General features: G+C 33.8%; 18 protein-coding genes. 10 read left to right on the top strand and 8 right to left on the bottom strand.

Annotated features, from left to right (window positions below; genetic code table 11):
• Positions 1-84: 84 nt before the first annotated feature.
• From P6733_RS15030 to dnaG, 5 genes are all read left to right on the top strand, one after another.
• The gene (locus tag P6733_RS15030; protein ID WP_306353753.1) at positions 85-1,062 is read left to right on the top strand and encodes a polyprenyl synthetase family protein; all 978 of its coding nucleotides are present in this window, start codon (positions 85-87) and stop codon (positions 1,060-1,062) included.
• 157 nt (positions 1,063-1,219) lie between these two features.
• Positions 1,220-1,780, top strand: a complete 561-nt coding sequence (locus tag P6733_RS15025; RefSeq protein WP_306353752.1) for an RNA polymerase sigma factor — start codon at positions 1,220-1,222, stop codon at positions 1,778-1,780.
• The gene (locus P6733_RS15020; RefSeq protein WP_306353751.1) at positions 1,767-2,471 is read left to right on the top strand and encodes a hypothetical protein; all 705 of its coding nucleotides are present in this window, start codon (positions 1,767-1,769) and stop codon (positions 2,469-2,471) included. Before P6733_RS15025 ends, P6733_RS15020 begins: the two co-directional genes overlap by 14 nt.
• A gap of 41 nt (positions 2,472-2,512) precedes the next feature.
• On the top strand, positions 2,513-3,577 hold the full coding sequence (locus P6733_RS15015; RefSeq protein ID WP_306353750.1) for a porin family protein: 1,065 nt from the start codon (positions 2,513-2,515) through the stop codon (positions 3,575-3,577).
• A 193-nt stretch (positions 3,578-3,770) separates the two neighbouring features.
• On the top strand, positions 3,771-5,750 hold the full coding sequence (gene dnaG, locus P6733_RS15010; RefSeq protein ID WP_306353817.1) for a DNA primase: 1,980 nt from the start codon (positions 3,771-3,773) through the stop codon (positions 5,748-5,750).
• Here dnaG and P6733_RS15005 read toward each other — a convergent pair.
• Together P6733_RS15005 and nadE are read right to left on the bottom strand one after the other, a co-directional pair.
• Positions 5,747-6,376 carry a response regulator transcription factor gene (locus tag P6733_RS15005; RefSeq protein WP_306353749.1) on the bottom strand — a complete coding sequence of 210 codons (630 nt, stop codon included), beginning with the start codon at positions 6,374-6,376 and terminating at the stop codon, positions 5,747-5,749. The two genes, dnaG and P6733_RS15005, sit on opposite strands and share 4 nt — an antisense overlap.
• Positions 6,377-6,472: 96 nt before the next feature.
• A complete protein-coding gene (gene nadE / locus P6733_RS15000) occupies positions 6,473-7,279 on the bottom strand; it encodes an NAD(+) synthase (RefSeq protein ID WP_306353748.1) in 807 nt (268 codons plus the stop codon).
• A gap of 127 nt (positions 7,280-7,406) precedes the next feature.
• Between nadE and gldB the strand changes: the two genes are divergently transcribed.
• From gldB to P6733_RS14985, 3 genes are all read left to right on the top strand, one after another.
• Complete coding sequence (gene gldB / locus P6733_RS14995; protein WP_306353747.1) at positions 7,407-8,363, top strand: gliding motility lipoprotein GldB; 957 nt, start codon at positions 7,407-7,409, stop codon at positions 8,361-8,363.
• A complete protein-coding gene (gldC, locus tag P6733_RS14990; protein WP_306353746.1) occupies positions 8,363-8,698 on the top strand; it encodes a gliding motility protein GldC in 336 nt (111 codons plus the stop codon). The genes gldB and gldC overlap by 1 nt, the downstream gene beginning before the upstream one ends.
• 149 nt (positions 8,699-8,847) lie before the next feature.
• Positions 8,848-9,801, top strand: a complete 954-nt coding sequence (locus P6733_RS14985; protein ID WP_306353745.1) for a bifunctional helix-turn-helix transcriptional regulator/GNAT family N-acetyltransferase — start codon at positions 8,848-8,850, stop codon at positions 9,799-9,801.
• Positions 9,802-9,843: 42 nt separating this feature from the next.
• On the opposite strand, the gene P6733_RS14980 is transcribed toward P6733_RS14985, so the two are convergent.
• The 6 genes from P6733_RS14980 to P6733_RS14955 form a co-directional block, all read right to left on the bottom strand.
• Positions 9,844-11,004 (bottom strand): ABC transporter permease, encoded by a 1,161-nt coding sequence (locus P6733_RS14980; RefSeq protein WP_306353744.1) that lies wholly within the window; start codon positions 11,002-11,004, stop codon positions 9,844-9,846.
• A gap of 2 nt (positions 11,005-11,006) precedes the next feature.
• Positions 11,007-11,957: an HlyD family secretion protein gene (locus P6733_RS14975; protein WP_306353743.1), complete on the bottom strand. Its 951-nt coding sequence runs from the start codon at positions 11,955-11,957 to the stop codon at positions 11,007-11,009.
• 4 nt (positions 11,958-11,961) lie between these two features.
• Complete coding sequence (locus tag P6733_RS14970) at positions 11,962-13,353, bottom strand: TolC family protein (protein WP_306353742.1); 1,392 nt, start codon at positions 13,351-13,353, stop codon at positions 11,962-11,964.
• A gap of 20 nt (positions 13,354-13,373) precedes the next feature.
• On the bottom strand, positions 13,374-13,811 hold the full coding sequence (locus P6733_RS14965) for a MarR family winged helix-turn-helix transcriptional regulator (protein ID WP_306353741.1): 438 nt from the start codon (positions 13,809-13,811) through the stop codon (positions 13,374-13,376).
• 166 nt (positions 13,812-13,977) lie between these two features.
• Positions 13,978-14,604, bottom strand: coding sequence for a ribosome biogenesis GTP-binding protein YihA/YsxC (gene yihA, locus P6733_RS14960; RefSeq protein ID WP_306353740.1), 627 nt, complete (start codon positions 14,602-14,604; stop codon positions 13,978-13,980).
• A gap of 54 nt (positions 14,605-14,658) precedes the next feature.
• Positions 14,659-15,423, bottom strand: a complete 765-nt coding sequence (locus P6733_RS14955) for an alpha/beta fold hydrolase (RefSeq protein ID WP_306353816.1) — start codon at positions 15,421-15,423, stop codon at positions 14,659-14,661.
• A gap of 440 nt (positions 15,424-15,863) precedes the next feature.
• Here P6733_RS14955 and mraZ point away from each other — a divergent pair, with 440 nt between their 5' ends.
• Positions 15,864-16,337, top strand: coding sequence for a division/cell wall cluster transcriptional repressor MraZ (gene mraZ, locus P6733_RS14950; RefSeq protein ID WP_306353739.1), 474 nt, complete (start codon positions 15,864-15,866; stop codon positions 16,335-16,337).
• Positions 16,312-17,220 (top strand): 16S rRNA (cytosine(1402)-N(4))-methyltransferase RsmH, encoded by a 909-nt coding sequence (rsmH, locus tag P6733_RS14945; protein ID WP_306353738.1) that lies wholly within the window; start codon positions 16,312-16,314, stop codon positions 17,218-17,220. Before mraZ ends, rsmH begins: the two co-directional genes overlap by 26 nt.
• Positions 17,221-17,224: the final 4 nt, after the last annotated feature.

Here is a 17,224-nt window from a genome sequence, read left to right as displayed (position 1 = left end):
TATTTCTTGTGCTATAGTTTGTCCAAATTTAGCGACAAAATTATTTCTGTATTTTAGTAGCAAAATGCTATCTTTGAATCCGTAATGAAAATAGTAGAACAAATAAAGCAACCCATATTTCAGGAGATGGAACTTTTTGAAAAGAAGTTTCATGAATCCATGTCTTCTAAAATTGTTTTATTAAATCGAATTACCTACTATATAGTCAACCGAAAGGGAAAACAAATGCGTCCGATGTTTGTTTTTTTGACAGCCAAAATGATTTCCGAAGGCGCTGTGAACGAACGTACGTATAGAGGAGCATCTGTTATAGAATTAATTCATACCGCTACCTTGGTACACGATGATGTTGTTGATGATAGTAATCGACGACGCGGATTCTTTTCCATCAATGCCCTTTGGAAAAATAAAATTGCCGTTTTAGTAGGTGACTATCTATTGTCAAAAGGATTATTGTTATCGATCGATAATGGTGATTTCGACCTCCTTAAAATTATTTCTGTTGCCGTTCGTGAAATGAGCGAAGGCGAATTACTTCAAATAGAAAAAGCAAGACGTCTTGATATTACAGAAGATGTTTACTACGAAATTATCCGTCAAAAAACAGCGACACTTATTGCAGCCTGTTGTGCATTAGGCGCTCGATCTGTAGTTTCTGATGAAACGCAAGTAGAGAATATGCGAAAATTTGGAGAGCTAATCGGGATGGCCTTCCAGATTAAAGACGATTTGTTTGATTATACTGATGATGCCATAGGAAAACCTACCGGTATTGATATTAAAGAACAAAAAATGACACTCCCTCTTATTTATGCATTGAATAACTGTACCGATAAAGAAAAGAGATGGGTCATTAACTCTGTCAAAAACCATAACAAAGACAAAAACAGAGTCAAAGAAGTTATTGCATTTGTAAAAAATAAAAATGGATTACAATACGCAGAACAAAAAATGATGCAATTTCAACACGATGCATTACAACTATTGGAAACCTATCCAACATCACCCTATAAAGATGCTCTAATCTTGATGGTCAATTACGTAATAGAGCGAAAAAAATAAAAAATATTTTATTTATTATGTATTTGATACATAGTGTTTTATTTTTATAGCAATAAAAATTTCAAAAAAAAATACAACCCCATACAACCATTTCGATTCCATTCTCGTCTATGTCAATAGAAGTCAATTAGTAAATTGAATAACGAATCATTAAACTTTGAAAGTAATAGTATTACATCAAGAACAAACCGAATTGATCACACTGGCAATCGAGAACAATCGACAAGCACAGCAAAAGATCTATAGTTTGTACGCACCGAAGATGTTGAGTGTTTGCCGGCAATATATAAAAGACCTACACCATGCGGAAGATTTAATGCTTACAGCTTTTATGAAAGTATTTGTGAATCTAAAAACTTTTCAAAACAAAGGTAGTTTTGAAGGATGGATTAGAAGAATCATGGTAAACGAATGTATTTCATACATAAGAGTACACAAAAAGATGGTCTTTCTGGAAGAAGAAATCGCAGAAGAACAAAGCCTAAATACAACTGAAAGTCTATTTAATGTAGAAGACATTCAGTTTTTAATCGATGGATTACCAGAAGGCTGTAAGATGGTTTTTAACTTATACGCAATAGAAGGATTCAAACACAAAGAAATTGCAGACCTATTAAAAATTAATGAAGGGACTTCGAAATCACAACTATCCCATGCACGTAAAATGTTGCAGGAGCAAATTAATAAGTTAAAAAACTTTCAAAATGGAACCGAATAAAGTAGAAAACCAATTTAGGGAAGAGCTCAGTAAACGAGAGATTGAACCTTCGTCTCAAGCATGGGATCGATTGGACTCGATGTTGACGGTTGCTGAGAATAAGAAAAGTAAACCCAACAGAAATTGGATGTTTATAGCGGCAAGTATAATTGCCTTAATCACTTTGACAACGGTATTTTATTTTCAAAACACAGTCAAGGAAAAACAAGATGAAATTATTGTAGAAAAGGAAATAGAAAAAATTACGCCACAAAAACAAATTGAAGAACAAGGATTAGAACTGAATAATAATAATAATCCCAGTAATAATCTATTGAAGTCCGAAACAGCTATAGCCAAAGTAGAAAAGATTCAAGGTAAGAATAAGAATCAAAATCAGGTTGAAAAAGTGAAACACCATTCTGTGCAAAGTCCAATTGAAGAAATCAAAATTCCTGACAATGCAGTGGCGTTAGAAACACCAAAAGAAGAGATTAAAAAATCGAAATATGTTAGTGTTGATGACCTTTTAGCTTCGGTACAAAAGCCAATAGTAAAACAACCTCAAAATGGAGTAAAAATTAGTCCAGATCAAATGTTAAGTACAGTAGAAAAAGAACTCAATCAAACCTTTCGTGAAAGAGTAATTAATACCGTAGAGAAAAATTACAATTCCGTAAAAACAGCATTATCCAGTAGAAATCAAGAATAATTCAGATTAAATAACACCCCTAACATTTTAAAATTTTAACCATGAGAAATTATATAATTTACTTAACGGTATCGTTGTGCCTATTTTTAACGAAAGCTGTAGCGCAGAATAGCTTTGAAGATCGAGCCAAAACGATTGCCGAAAAGATTGAAGAGATTACAAAACAAGAAAAGAAAGCATTAAAAGAAGAGGTAGAAGCAATCAATGTAGAGTTGGATAATAAGACGATTACTTTTCAGGAATCCGAAAACAAGAAGGTAGAAGCTGCTCAAAAAAGAGCTACAAACATAGAAACCAGAGTAGCAATAGAAGAAGAAGGATTGAGAGAGTTAATCAAAGATAAAATTGATGGAAAAATTGATTCAACACAATCAAAATTCAGAATATCATTCATTACAATTGGTCGAGATGGTAAAAGAGCACCAAGAAGATTTGTAGACAGAGGGTTAAAAAGAACCACCTCACAACTTGTCTTTGCATTAGGAGTAAACAATCTAGTAACAGATGGTTCCATAGAAGATTCTGATTACAGATATTTAGGGTCCCATTTCTATGAATTAGGAATTACATACAATACCCGACTATTAAAAGATAATAATTTGCTACATGCCAAATACGGTCTGTCCATAATGTATAATAATTTACGCCCTACAGATCATCGTTTCTTTGCGACAAATGGCAACCAAACTGATTTAGTAAGTAATGCTCCAAACCAAGTAGCAAATAATGGAAACATCAAAGACTCTCGTTTTAGAAATGTCTATTTAGTAGTACCCGTACACCTTGAATTTGATTTTACAAAGAAAAAAGTAACCGATGATAAAACGTATTTCAGATCACAAGAAAGTTTTAAAATAGGTATTGGGGGATATGCAGGAGTAAATTTAAAATCAAAACAAGTTTTGAAGTACGATGATAATGGAAGCACAATCAGACAAAGAACCAAAGCCGATTTTAATACCAGTGATTTTATATATGGATTAAGTGCTTATGTAGGATATGGATCCACCAGTTTATACGTTAAGTATGACTTAAATCCATTATTTAAAAATAATACAGTAGATCAAAACAATGTATCCCTAGGCTTGCGATTTGATTTGAACTAATAGAAACACTTAAATTATTTTTTTTATGATTAGTTATGACCAAAGTGTTCCAGGAGTGGAACACTTTTTTATTTTAAATGTATTGAGAACGAGCTCGTAAAATCAGAATAAGACAAAGGCTTAAAATTACTTTTCAGACCACGTCTTTTTTGTTTGGAATTGCGTAATTTTACAAGCTACAAATTTGAAGACATTGATTACCAAAAGCACGATAGATACTGTATTTGAAACGGCCCGCGTAGAGGAAGTAATTGGCGATTTTGTTCAATTAAAACGCGCTGGAAGTAACTTTAAGGGATTAAGTCCATTCTCGGACGAACGCTCTCCGTCGTTTATGGTGTCGCCAGTAAAACAAATTTGGAAAGACTTTAGTTCTGGAAAAGGAGGTAACGCAGTAGCCTTTTTAATGGAACATGAACATTTCACCTATCCAGAGGCGATTCGTTATTTAGCCAAAAAGTACAATATTGAAATTGAAGAGACAGAACAGTCCAATGAAGAAAAAGCACAAACGAATGAACGAGAAAGTATGTATCTCGTTTCCGAATATGCTCAGAAATATTTCAATAATGTCTTACTAAATACAGAAGAAGGAAAAGCAATTGGATATTCGTACTTCAAAGAACGAGGATTCAGTAGTGAAACCATCTATAAATTTGGGCTAGGATACTCGCCAGAAACCTGGGGTGCTTTTACAAAAGACGCACTAGGGAAAGGATATAAGCTAGAATATTTAGATAAAACAGGACTAACAATCGTTAAAGAGGACAAGCAATTTGACCGATTTAAAGGACGTGTTATGTTTCCTATTCACAGTATGTCAGGACGCGTTCTAGGATTTGGAGGAAGAATACTCACCAATGATAAGAAAGCAGCAAAATACCTGAATTCCCCAGAAAGTGATATTTACCATAAGAGTAAAGTATTGTATGGAATTTACCATGCAAAACAATCCATAGCAAAATTAGATAACTGTTATTTAGTAGAAGGATATACTGATGTGATTCAATTTCATCAAGCAGGAATTGAAAACGTGGTCGCTTCATCAGGTACAGCACTGACACCCGATCAAATACGGTTGGTAAATCGACTTACGAAAAATATTACCGTGCTATTTGATGGAGATGCAGCCGGATTAAGAGCGTCCATTCGTGGAATCGATTTAATTCTGGAAGAAGGGATGAATGTGAAAGTATGTACATTCCCAGACGGAGAAGATCCAGACAGTTTTGCTAAAAATAATTCTCACGATGCTTTAGTAGCCTACTTAGAAGCCAACTCAAAAGATTTTATACAATTCAAAGCATCCCTATTAATGGATGAAGCGAAGAATGATCCAGTGAAAAAAGCAGGATTAATTCGAGATATGGTGACCAGTATTTCTAAGATACCAGACCGTATCCAACGCGAAATATACTTGCAAGAATGCGCTCGAATCATGGATATCTCGGAGCAAGTATTATTCAATACACTAGCCCAGCTGATTCAGAAAGATATTGTAGACTCTGGTAAAAAAACAAAGCAAGATCAAAAAGCTTTTGAAGTCATAAAAGATGAAGAGCAGCAACCACAAAGACCTAAAATAAATATTCTATACCAACTGGAAAGAAAGATTATTGAGATCTTATTGCTTTATGGAACATTCGAAGAAGAATTTGAAGATGTTCTGATGAAAATGAATGACGAAGGAGAACCGATAGAATATACAGAAACTAAAAACTATCGTGTATATCAACGCATCTATTTAAGTCTTCAGGAAGATGAAGTAGAACTGGCAAACAATCTGTTTAGAGACATCTATAACGATATGGTAAATTACTACCACCAGAACGAAACTTTCAACATGGAGCAGTATATGATGCAGCTCAATCCAGACTTAGCGCAGGAAGTGACAGATATTCTAATGGAAGATGAAAAACTATCCTTGCATAACTGGGAAGGACAGCAGATTATTGTAAAACAAAAAGACCAAACAATTGGTCAATACGTATCTGAGACCATACTTACATTAAGATGGTATCTAGTAGATAGAATCATTGAAGAGTTAAAAAGTAGTATAACTCCAGATCCAGCAGCGGATAATTCCGAAATTTTGATGATGGCACAAGACTATCAAAAATTGATTAACTCCTTTTCAAAAAAATTAGGACGAGTAATGTCGCGTTATCATTAAACGATTTCAAGCGTTTTAGCCTTGTTTACTAAATCAACCAAATTGGTGACATGTAATTTCGTTAATAAACGCAATTTATAAGTACTGACCGTTTTTTCGTTAAGATCTAAAATTTTTGCAATCTCCTTATTCTTCTTACCATCACTTAAATAGCGAAGTACTTCAATTTCACGAGTAGAAAGTTTTCTATATAAACGGTTGTTTTTGTTACGTTTTCCAATTAGTGCTAGATTCTTCTTCACAGTATCACTAAAGATAATTTCACCTTCAGATACTTTTACAATCGCATTATACAGGGTATCCAGTTTTTCAGTTTTATGAATAAATGCAGAAACTCCGGCTTTTAATGCATTAGGTGCATAAATTTGTTCAGATTGATTCGTGTAAATTGCAATCTTAGTGTTTGGATGCTCCTTTAGAAGAGACTTAACAAGATTAATACTAGTTAGTCCTTCCAAGTCAAGATCAAGTACAAGAACATCTACAATTCTCTTCTTTAAGATCTCTACCAGAATATCATAACTACTTGCAAAACTTACAATGTTAATATCTGAATTTTCTTTAAAATAAGATTTCACACCATATTCTACTACAGGATGATTATCAGCTAAACAAACTTTGATCATAGTGATTCGTTTTAATTAATTTGTTTTCCAAAATTTAATTTCGTATTGTAAAGTTAATCAATAAAATGTAAAAGACTGTTAATCAATGAAAGGAATTTACTTCATTTCATTTGGGATTAAACAGACCGGTATAGGGTTCATTTTGTGTTGATTAATGGTATTTAACCTTTTGTAGATAGAAAAAACTTCTCTTTCTCTACCAGTGAAATTTTCCTCCGTACTCCCTGCCTCATAGGCTAACATAGCCCATTCTAGCTCATCATAACTAGCCCCTAATTGATCTTCATCCGAACGATCATCACCAAACAAACCATCGGTAGGAGCAGCTTGACGAATGCTTGTAGGAACACCTAAATATTCGGCTAATGCATAAACATCAGATTTCATTAAGTCCGCAATTGGGCTCAAATCGACACCACCATCACCATATTTGGTGTAAAAACCTACGCCAAAATCCTCTACTTTATTCCCCGTTCCAGCAACCAAAAGACTATGAATTCCGGCAAAATAATATAAAGTAGTCATACGCAAGCGAGCACGAGTATTAGCCAAAGATAAATTTAGTTTCGCTTCATCAGTAGAATGAGGGACCTCATTTTTAAAAGTATCAAAAACAGCCGTCAAGTCAGCAACAACCGTTGTAACATGACTATACTTTTCTTGTAATAAACGAATATGCTCCTTCCCACGACTCACTTGGCTCTCCGCCTGATGAATAGGCATTTCTACACAAAGTGTAGGTAAACCAGTCTGTGCACAAAGAATTGAAGTCACAGCCGAATCAATTCCACCAGAAATACCAATTACAAAACCTTTGACTTTTGCATTCACTGCATAATCCTTAAGCCAGTTGACAATATGAAGATTTACTTTTTCCGTTTGAATCGTACTTTTTTTAGGCATAGTATTTTTGATAATTTAAAAAACAGCAATGTATATTTGCAAAATAAATAGATTACGATAAAATTATAAAAACAATCTGAATTTAGGAATATTTCCTATTAATGTTTACAAAATAAAAAAATCCTGTATGAAGAATTATCTTGTATTGTTTGCTTTCATTTTGCTACTCGCTTCATGTGATAAAAAAGCAGAAGTTGAAAATGAAATTGAAGCTATTCCTGTGACGGTTCAAATTGAGCGATTTGACAAAATATTTTTTGAGTCCAATGAAGCAGATTTACCGAAGATTAAACAACAATTCCCATACTTTTTTCCAGCAGGAAATGAAGATACGATATGGTTTAATAAAATGAAAGACCCATTAATTAGAGAATTATATCAGGAAGTACAAAAGAAATTCTCAAATATTGAACCGTTAAAAGGAGAATTGAAATCACTATTTCAACACGTTCAGTATTATTTTCCAGAAGAAAAAACACCTAAAGTAGTAACACTAATTTCTGAAGTAGACTATCAGAGTAAAGCCTTTTATACCGATAGTATCGTATTAATTTCGTTAGATATGTACTTAGGGAAAGACCATAAGTTCTATGAATTTCCAGATTATCAAAAGCTAACCTTTGAACCATCTCAAATCACATCCGATTTAGTGGCAGACTTCTCTAGAGGAAAAATTGCCACACCAAAAGATCGTAGTCTGCTTTCGCAAATGATTTATGTAGGACGTTCCTTATACCTAAAAGATGTATTGCTGCCGAAAGTTTCAGATGCGGATAAAATAGGCTATACACCAGAGCAAATAATTTGGTGTGATGCAAACCAAGAAGAAATGTGGCGCTATATAATAGATGAGAAAATCTTGTATGATGCAGATCCAAAATTGGCAATGCGATTCATCAATCCCGCGCCATTTTCAAGATTCTATTTGGATATCGACAACCAGTCTCCAGGTCGTGTAGGAACATGGATTGGATGGCAAATTGTCCGTTCTTATATGAAAAATAATAATGTATCTTTGCAAGAATTATTGCAGTTAGATGCAAAAGAAATATTTGAAAAGTCAAAATACAAACCGAAGAAGTAATGTCAAAAAAGATAACATCTGAAATAAAATTCCTAGTAGAATTAGATGAAAACCGCGTTCCAGAAAAATTATTCTGGACTGCTCAAGATGGTGGAGTAACTAAAGATGAGGCAAAAGCAATGATGCTTTCAATTTGGGATAGCGCAGCTCAGGAATCATTAAGAATTGATTTATGGACGAAAGATATGCCCGTTGATGAAATGAAAGTTTTCTTTCACCAAACGTTAGTAGCAATGTCCGATACTTTTGAACGCGCAACTGGAGATGAGAAAATGTCTGCAACAATGAAAGATTTCTGTGAGTATTTTGCAGAAAAATTAGAATTGAAAAAATAAGATTCAACTCTTTTATACTACAATAGTAAGCCTAACAAAATAAAATTTGTTAGGCTTTTTTTTGCCATTAAATAATTAACTAAAAATTATTTAAAGAAATAAATAATAGTATTTATATTTGAGTAACTAATTACGTAACTATATTTAAAATGGAATTTTTTAATCAAACTGGAAAAATGGCATTGGGGAGTAGATTAAGACTACTAACGGATAAAATAACGGAAGACGGATTACACATATATGGTTTGTATGGGATCGATATGCAACCGAAATGGTTCCCTGTTTTTTATGTCCTTTCAAAAGGGGAAGCCAAATCAATTATGGCAATCGCAAAGGAAATAGGACATTCTCATCCATCGGTGAGTAAAATTGTGCGCGAAATGGTGAAAGCAAATTATATTATAGAAAGTAAAGATGCATCCGACGGTCGTAGGAATGTAGTAGAACTTTCTCCGAAAGGATTGCAAATAGCACTGACAATTGAAGACCTCTATTTAGATCTGAGTAATGCTGTAGATGAAGTATCATCACAAGCGACAAATGATTTATGGAAAGCCATTGAAGAATGGGAATTTTTATTAGAACAAAAGAAGCTATTGCGTAGAGTACAAGAACAGAAAAAAGTGAGAGAAAGCAATAAAGTTCAAATAGTAGAGTATATCCCAGACTATAAAACTGTTTTCAGAGAATTAAATGTAGAATGGATTTCAGCCTACTTTAAAATGGAACAATCAGATTATAATGCATTGGATAATCCAGAAGGATATATTTTAAATAAAGGAGGACATATTCTAGTTGCTCTATACGAAGGTGAGCCATTAGGGGTTTGCGCCTTAATAAAAATGGAAGATGATGAATACGATTATGAATTAGCAAAAATGGCGGTTTCACCTAAAGCGCAAGGGAAAAATATTGGATTCCTGCTAGGAGAAGCAATTGTACAAAAAGCGAAATCACTAGGTGCATCAAAAATTTATTTGGAGAGTAATACCATATTGAAACCTGCTATAAACTTATACCATAAGTTAGGCTTTCAAAAAATAGCTGGACGAGTTACACCTTATGAACGTTGTAATATCCAAATGGAATTAATGATAGAGTAAAAAAAATCCCTTTCAAGATAAACTTGAAAGGGATTTTTTTATTTATTTAATTGTTCGGAGTGTCTTTTTAATTTTAAAATGCAAAGCAATATAAGCAGTAAAGCCACAAACCAGACCAATGATTATCATAGCCCATATAGAATCACTTACCTGAGAAAGGGAACCTCCTTCTACTACCAATACGCGGAATATTTTTAAGAAGTGTGTGAGTGGAATGCAATCAGCAATTGTTTGAATCCAACCCGGCATCTGGCTCAAAGGCCAAGTAAATCCACTGATGATAAAACTAGGCGTGGCAATTACCATGAGCACCTCTGTGGCTTTAAGTTGATTGGGAATCAAAATACTTACTACAATACCAATGCAACTAACGGCTAGAACAAATATGCCAGCGACTAAGGTTAGATCCCACATATGAGTATTGAGCGGAACTCTAAACCACCATGCAAAAAGGGCATACAGAAGCCAGATACCGAAACTCATAATCATATAAGGAATAATCTTGACCGCAATAAGTTTAAAGGTGGATGGTGCTTTTTGAACCAAATCTTTAAAGGTATTGTTTTCATATTCTGAAGCAAACGATAAGGCTAGCGCTAACAAAAGAACCTGTTGTAAAATTGTAGCCAGAACACCAGGCCATAAGAAATACATATAGTTGGTACTACGATTGTATTTCTTGATAAAGCTCATACGAAAAGGCTCATACTGTGTGGCAGCAATACTTTCTGGGACACCTTGCTTTTTTAAAGTTTCGATTTCAATTCCTGCCCGTAATGTACCTAAACAAAGCTGTATGGCACTTGAGGCATAATTAGCCGTTAAGATATTAGAAGTATTGACAAAAATGGTTACTTCAGGGTACTTTTTGAGCAGAATATCCGCTTCAAAATTTTTAGGAATCATAACGACACAAGCAGCCCCATCTTCAATAGTAGCATCTGTTACCTTTAAGGGATCATACTTGATTTGTGAAACATTGATGACCTCATTGTCATCAAACATCTGGATGGCTTTGTTACTCATATTAGAATGATCCTCATCGACCACGATAATAGAAAGATCCGTTACTTTTCCTTTTTCATAAACGTAACCTAAAAGAATACCATACATAATGGGAGCTCCAATGAATAGCAATCGTAAAATCTTATTGCTCCAAAAGAACGAAAATTCCCTTTTCATTAAAAAGATAAAATTTTTCATACTTACAGCGATAAAGTTACGGTTGTCTTAGTGTACACATCTGCGACCTTTTTAAGATCAGTTGGATTGATTTTTACTTCATACAAAGCTTCTTGGTATTCGTAATCAGGATAAGCAGTAGCAATATTAGCATAGGCGCTTAATTGCTTAATAGAGCTTACAGTGCCTTCTATAGTTACATCCTTATATAAGACTTTCACGGTTACTTTTTGATCCGTTTTTATTTTGTTTAATTTACTCTCAGGGAAGGTGAAACGAAAATAAGTAGAGTCCAGTAAATAACCGTTAAATAAGGTATAGCCTGGCAAAGCAAGTTCCCCAATTTTTAAAGTAATGTTTTCAATAGTCATATCCTGAGGAGCAATAATATAACGTTCCTTATCAGCAGTTTCAGCTTCTTGTAACGCACCCAAAGCTCTATTTTGTTGCCCTAGAGCCATTGTTTGTTGTTCTGGACGAGCACCTCTTTTTGCTTCGCTTAATTCAGCTTGTACAGCGGTATATTGAGATTTGGCTCCTTGATACTTGGCAAAAGTCTCATCATATGTCTGTTGTGAAATTAAAGAATCCTTAAGCATGTTGCGCAATCTGTTTACCGATTTTTCTGCAAATAGAAATTGTTCTCTTAAAGCATCATGCTTAGCTTGTAACTGGATCAATTGTTCATTAGTTGCTCCTTTTACAGCCATGTTATATTGGGCTTTCGCTGAGGTTACTGCGCCCTTTGCCTGCAATACTTTTGCATCGACTTCTGGAATATCAAGAATAGCAAGTGTATCTCCTTTTTTGACAAAAGAACCTTCTTTTACTTTAATTTGATGAATTCTTCCAGGAACTTTACTGACTACACTAATCATGTCACGTTCAGTTTTTCCCTGAATAATAGTATCGTTTGGAGTTTTACAACCAATCATTGTTAGTAAAACGAAAAGGAAGAGTATATTGTTTTTCATGATATTAATTTTTTATAGCGTAGTTAGCAAGTTGTCCAGTAGTTTGAATGGTTTCGATAGCAGCCTGTCTTTGTTCAATAAGATTACTGATGTAGTTTAGAGCAGCTTTGTAATTATCATTTTCTGCTTCCAATCTTTCAGAGATATTAATCAATCCCTCTTTATACTGTTTTACAGCCAAAGTCAAATTGTTCTCGGTAACTTTTTTCTGTTGCTGCCCTACTTCAATTTTTTGATTCAAAGTATAATAATCAACTTTGTTTTTCTCAAGCAGTAATTCTAATTTTTCTCGAGCATCGCTCAGTTGATTGGCATTGGACTCAATATTTATTTTGGCTTCAGTTGTTTTATGTTCTCTTTCAAACCCACTGAAAATTTCCCATTTCAGTCCTACACCCAATATCCAATTTGGTGCTATAGTAGCCTCGTTTAAAGATAATCGGGTTGGCGAATTTATAATAGGAAGCTGCGGTGTTGTAATCGTAGAATTAAAAAGACTAGTATACGTATATCCACCAAATGCTGCTACTTTTGGGAGATAGGAACCTTTCTCCTTCTTTAATAAGTATTCATATGCCTTACCAAAAGCTTCTAATGCTTTTAATTCCGATTTTTGTTCAGTAGTGAGTGTCTCGGGATTGAGTATAGTATAAGGTTCTAATGGAGCTTGAACTTGTGTGGTTTGTTCTTTGGTATATCCCGTTAGATAAGTGATTTTTTTATAAACCAATTGTCTTTTTCCGTGGAGTTCAATTTTTTTTGATTGTAATTCTAAGGAAGCTAATTTTATTTTATCCCGATCATAAGGAACAGCAAGCCCTTGTTCAATAGCTTTGTTAATTCGAAGGGATTCTACGTCAAGTCTTTTTTCGCTATCGAGAATTAATTTTTCTACCTGATCGAGTAATGACAATTGATCAAAAGTAGTAATGACCTCTTTGATGATATCATCTTTATTGGCTTCCATTAAATAATTCGAACCAATTATTTTTTGTTCTAAAGCTTTAGCAGCGTTTGGAATTTGTAGACCACTAAAAAGAACAGATTTTGCAAGAATACTAGCGTTGAACAGATTTCCATTACTTTCAAAAGTCCGTTTTCCATCAAACAACTGAAGATTCAGGAACGGAATAGTAGTGGTGGGGACATCTACTGTTATTTCATTATCGAAATAAACATATGAAGCACTCGCTTCAATCCGGGGAATGTAGGTGTTCCAAACCCCTTTCTTTTGTAAATTGATTTTGTCAATGTCCAATTTTTTATTCTTCAGGGTGTAGCTCTTCTCGATAGCTTTTTGGATAGCATCATGCAAAGAGGGGGTTATTTCTACTTGAGCAAAAGATTCTGTACCAAGAGAAATAATTAAAATCAAAGATAAAAGTTGTTTTCTCATGTCATTGTCAATGTTGGGGATTAATGTAGGTTTTCAAATATTCGTTCTAATGTATCTTTCATGATTAATACATTTTCAGGCTCTATATTTTGTAAGGCTTGGTCTATTGTTTTACAGACTGTTTCTTTTACTTCTGCTTCCATCTTTTTACTTTTAGTAGTCAGATAGATAAGATTAGTTCTGCGATCGGTATAATCTGGAATTCGAACAATTAGTTGTTCTTTTTCCATGTTGTCTAGTAAACGTGTAATACTGGGTTTGTCACGATAAGTCTCATCAGCAAGATATTGTTGTGAACAACCATCTTTTTTCCATAATACAGCAAGTATAGACCATTGTTCTTTGGTTAACTTAAAATGATTCTGATTTAAGTTATGCTGCAACTTACGATTCATTGCAGTCGTTGTCCTGTTGATTAGTAAATGATAAAGATCCTGATCCGTTAGATAAGTTTGCATGGTAATAGTTGTTTAAACAACTCAAATATAACGATTTTTTTCTTATTGTAAGAATCTGTTTACTAATAAACTATAAGAAATGAGGTGGAAAGTAATGTAAAAGAGAAAAGTCATTACTATATAGGTAGTAATGACTTCTTATTCATTTAAAAAGGATGTTTTTGATTTAGATTTGAAACCCGCCTCCGTTTTTAAAAACTTCGGCATTCACTTCTTCGATATAATCCAATACAATTTCTTTTCCAGTTCCTTCTGTAGATGAAGTTACAAAATATTGAGGCATCTCTGCCCAATTGTTAGCATACATCTGTTTTTTATAAGCAGCAATATGAGAATCAATTTTCACCTTACTGATTTTATCTGCTTTGGTGAAGATGATACAAAATGGAATTTCGCTTTCGCCTAAGTAATTTAAAAATTCAAGATCGATTTTCTGAGCCTCATGACGGATGTCGATCAAAACAAAAGCACAAACTAATTGTTCTCTTTTTTCAAAATAGTCCGTAATGAATTGTTGGAATATAGATTTAGTTTTCTTAGAAACCTTTGCGTAACCATACCCAGGTAAATCGACAAGAAACCAGTTATTGTTGATTTTGAAGTGATTGATTAATTGCGTTTTTCCAGGTCTTCCAGAAGTTTTCGCTAAATTCTTGTGATTAGTAAGCATGTTAATCAATGAGGACTTCCCTACATTGGATCGGCCAATAAAAGCATATTCTGGTAAGAAGTCTTTTGGACATTTACTTACTTCAGAGTTACTAATTATAAATTCAGCAGTATTAATTTTCATAGCATTGATCGTTAGAAAAGCAATACAATCATTTTAAAAATGAACGTATTGTTTTTAAAGATTTCTCATTTGCAACCATTCTAGGAGCAAAGCGTTAAATTCGTCTGGATGTTCCATCATGGCCGCATGACCACATTTGTCAATCCAGTATAAGTCAGAGTTCGGTAATAATTCATTGAATTCTACAGCAACCTCTGGTGGTGTTACTTTATCATTTTTACCCCAAATGATACAAGTAGGTGTATGCATTTTAGGTAAATCTTTTGCCATATTGTGACGAATAGCACTTTTGGCAATAGTTAAGGTTTTAATTAATTTAATTCGATCGTTAACAGTGTTGAATACATCGTCAACGATTTCTTTAGTCGCTACAGCAGGATCATAAAATACATCTTCAGCTTTCTTTTTGATGTATTCGTAATCACCTCTTTTAGGATAACTTTCACCCATAGCACTCTCGTATAATCCAGAACTACCAGTAATTACTAAACCAGCCACTTTTTCAGGATACATTTTTGCATGATAAAGTGCAATATGTCCTCCTAAAGAATTACCTAATAAAATAACTTTCTCGTATCCTTTAAAATTAACGAAATCCTTTACGTACTTAGAAAAACTCTTAACGTTTGTTTTTAATATGTTCTGTGTATAAAGTGGTAATTCGGGGATGACCACTTTGTACCCTTTTTCAGGAAAAAAATCTGCTACACCATCAAAATTGCTCAATCCGCCCATCAATCCGTGTAAGATGATAATTGGTGTGCCTTCTCCAGCTTCAAAATATTGATATTTACCCTCTTTTTTCAAGTAATGCGCCATGTATGAATATACAGTTTCAAATTCCCACAAATATATGATTTTATAGATTAAAATGGGGGGTTGCTTTTTTTTTTTAAGAAAATCAATATTAATTAATTGTAAATCAACTCAGGTTGAATTTTCTGCCAAAAATATTTTGTCATAATGGTTTTATAAACAACTCATTATGAATTTGCTTTCAGTTTGGCTTTTAAAGTCAGCATTTGCTTTATATTTTAAATATGTTAGAAAAAAAGTTAATTTCTGTATATATTTTGAAGAATCCTTTAACGAATTAAAGTAATCCTAAATATTCATTAATGATTTATAAAGTATTGATGAGCTTGTGATTAAGTTTTTTTTATGGCAGTGGTAAAACTTATCAACAAAGTGGGGTTTTGTGGTAAATTGTGGTAAAATATTCTTTATATTTGCTGTAAATCAATCAAAAACGTAACTGCTTGAATGCCATTGTAGGAACATATGAATGTAAGGTCGATTCTAAAGGAAGGTTAATGCTACCTGCTCCTTTGAAGAAGCAATTGACGGCATCATTGGAAGATGGTTTCGTTCTAAAGCGTTCTGTGTTTCAACCTTGTTTGGAGTTGTATCCAATGGCAGAGTGGAATTTGATGATGCAGAAAATCAATAAGTTGAATCGTTTTGTGAAGAAAAACAATGATTTCATCCGAAGATTTACGGCAGGAGTAAAAGTGGTAGAGATTGATGCGACAGGAAGATTACTAGTTCCAAAAGATTTGGTGGTTTTTGCAAGTATCTCGAAAGACTTAGTTCTGTCTTCAGCGGTGAATATTGTGGAGATTTGGGATAAAGATTTATATGAAAAATCAATTGACGATGCGGTGGTTGATTTTGCTGATTTAGCGGAAGATGTAATGGGAAATTTAAATGATGACGACAATGGAATATCATAATCCAGTTTTGCTGAAAGAATCAGTAGACGGTTTAAATATTAAACCGGATGGAGTGTATGTAGATGTGACTTTCGGTGGTGGTGGACATTCAAAAGAAATTTTAAGCCGATTGGGTCCTGATGGGAAATTGTTTGCTTTTGATCAGGATGAAGATGCATTAGCAAATGCATTACCAGATGATCGATTTGTATTGATTAATGAGAATTTCAGATATATAAAACGCTTCTTGAGATTCAATGGAGTGAAACAAGTAGATGGTATTTTGGGTGATTTAGGTGTTTCATCTCATCAATTTGATGTAGCAGAAAGAGGGTTTTCAACTCGTTTCGACGCTGGATTGGATATGAGAATGAGTCAAAAAAACAGCTTAAATGCATTTACGGTGGTAAATGAATACGATGAAGCAGACTTGAAAAGAGTTTTTTATGATTATGGAGAACTAAAAAATGCACCAGCAATTGCAAGTGTGATTGTAGCGGCAAGAAGTGGAAATCCAATTAAGAATACAGAACAGTTAAAACTTGTCTTAAGTCGATTTTTACCAGCACATAAAAGCCACAAGATATTAGCACAGATTTATCAAGCAATCCGTATTGAAGTAAATCAAGAAATGGATGTTTTGAAAGAGTTTTTAGAGCAGTCATTAGAAGTGTTATATCCAGGAGGAAGATTAAGTGTGATATCCTATCATTCATTAGAAGATCGATTAGTGAAGCGCTATATAAAGAATGGAATGTTTGAAGGAGAGCCAGAGCGTGATTTCTATGGTAATTTCTCCGTGCCATTTAAAACGATAGGAAAACTAATTGTTCCAGATAATAATGAGATTAAGATAAATAATAGAGCACGAAGTGCAAAATTGAGAATAGCGGAAAAGATATAAGGAG

The organism is Flavobacterium aerium, assembly GCF_030766725.1.
Taxonomy (GTDB): Bacteria; Bacteroidota; Bacteroidia; order Flavobacteriales; family Flavobacteriaceae; genus Flavobacterium; species Flavobacterium aerium.
This window is presented reverse-complemented; position numbering and strand designations above follow the sequence as displayed.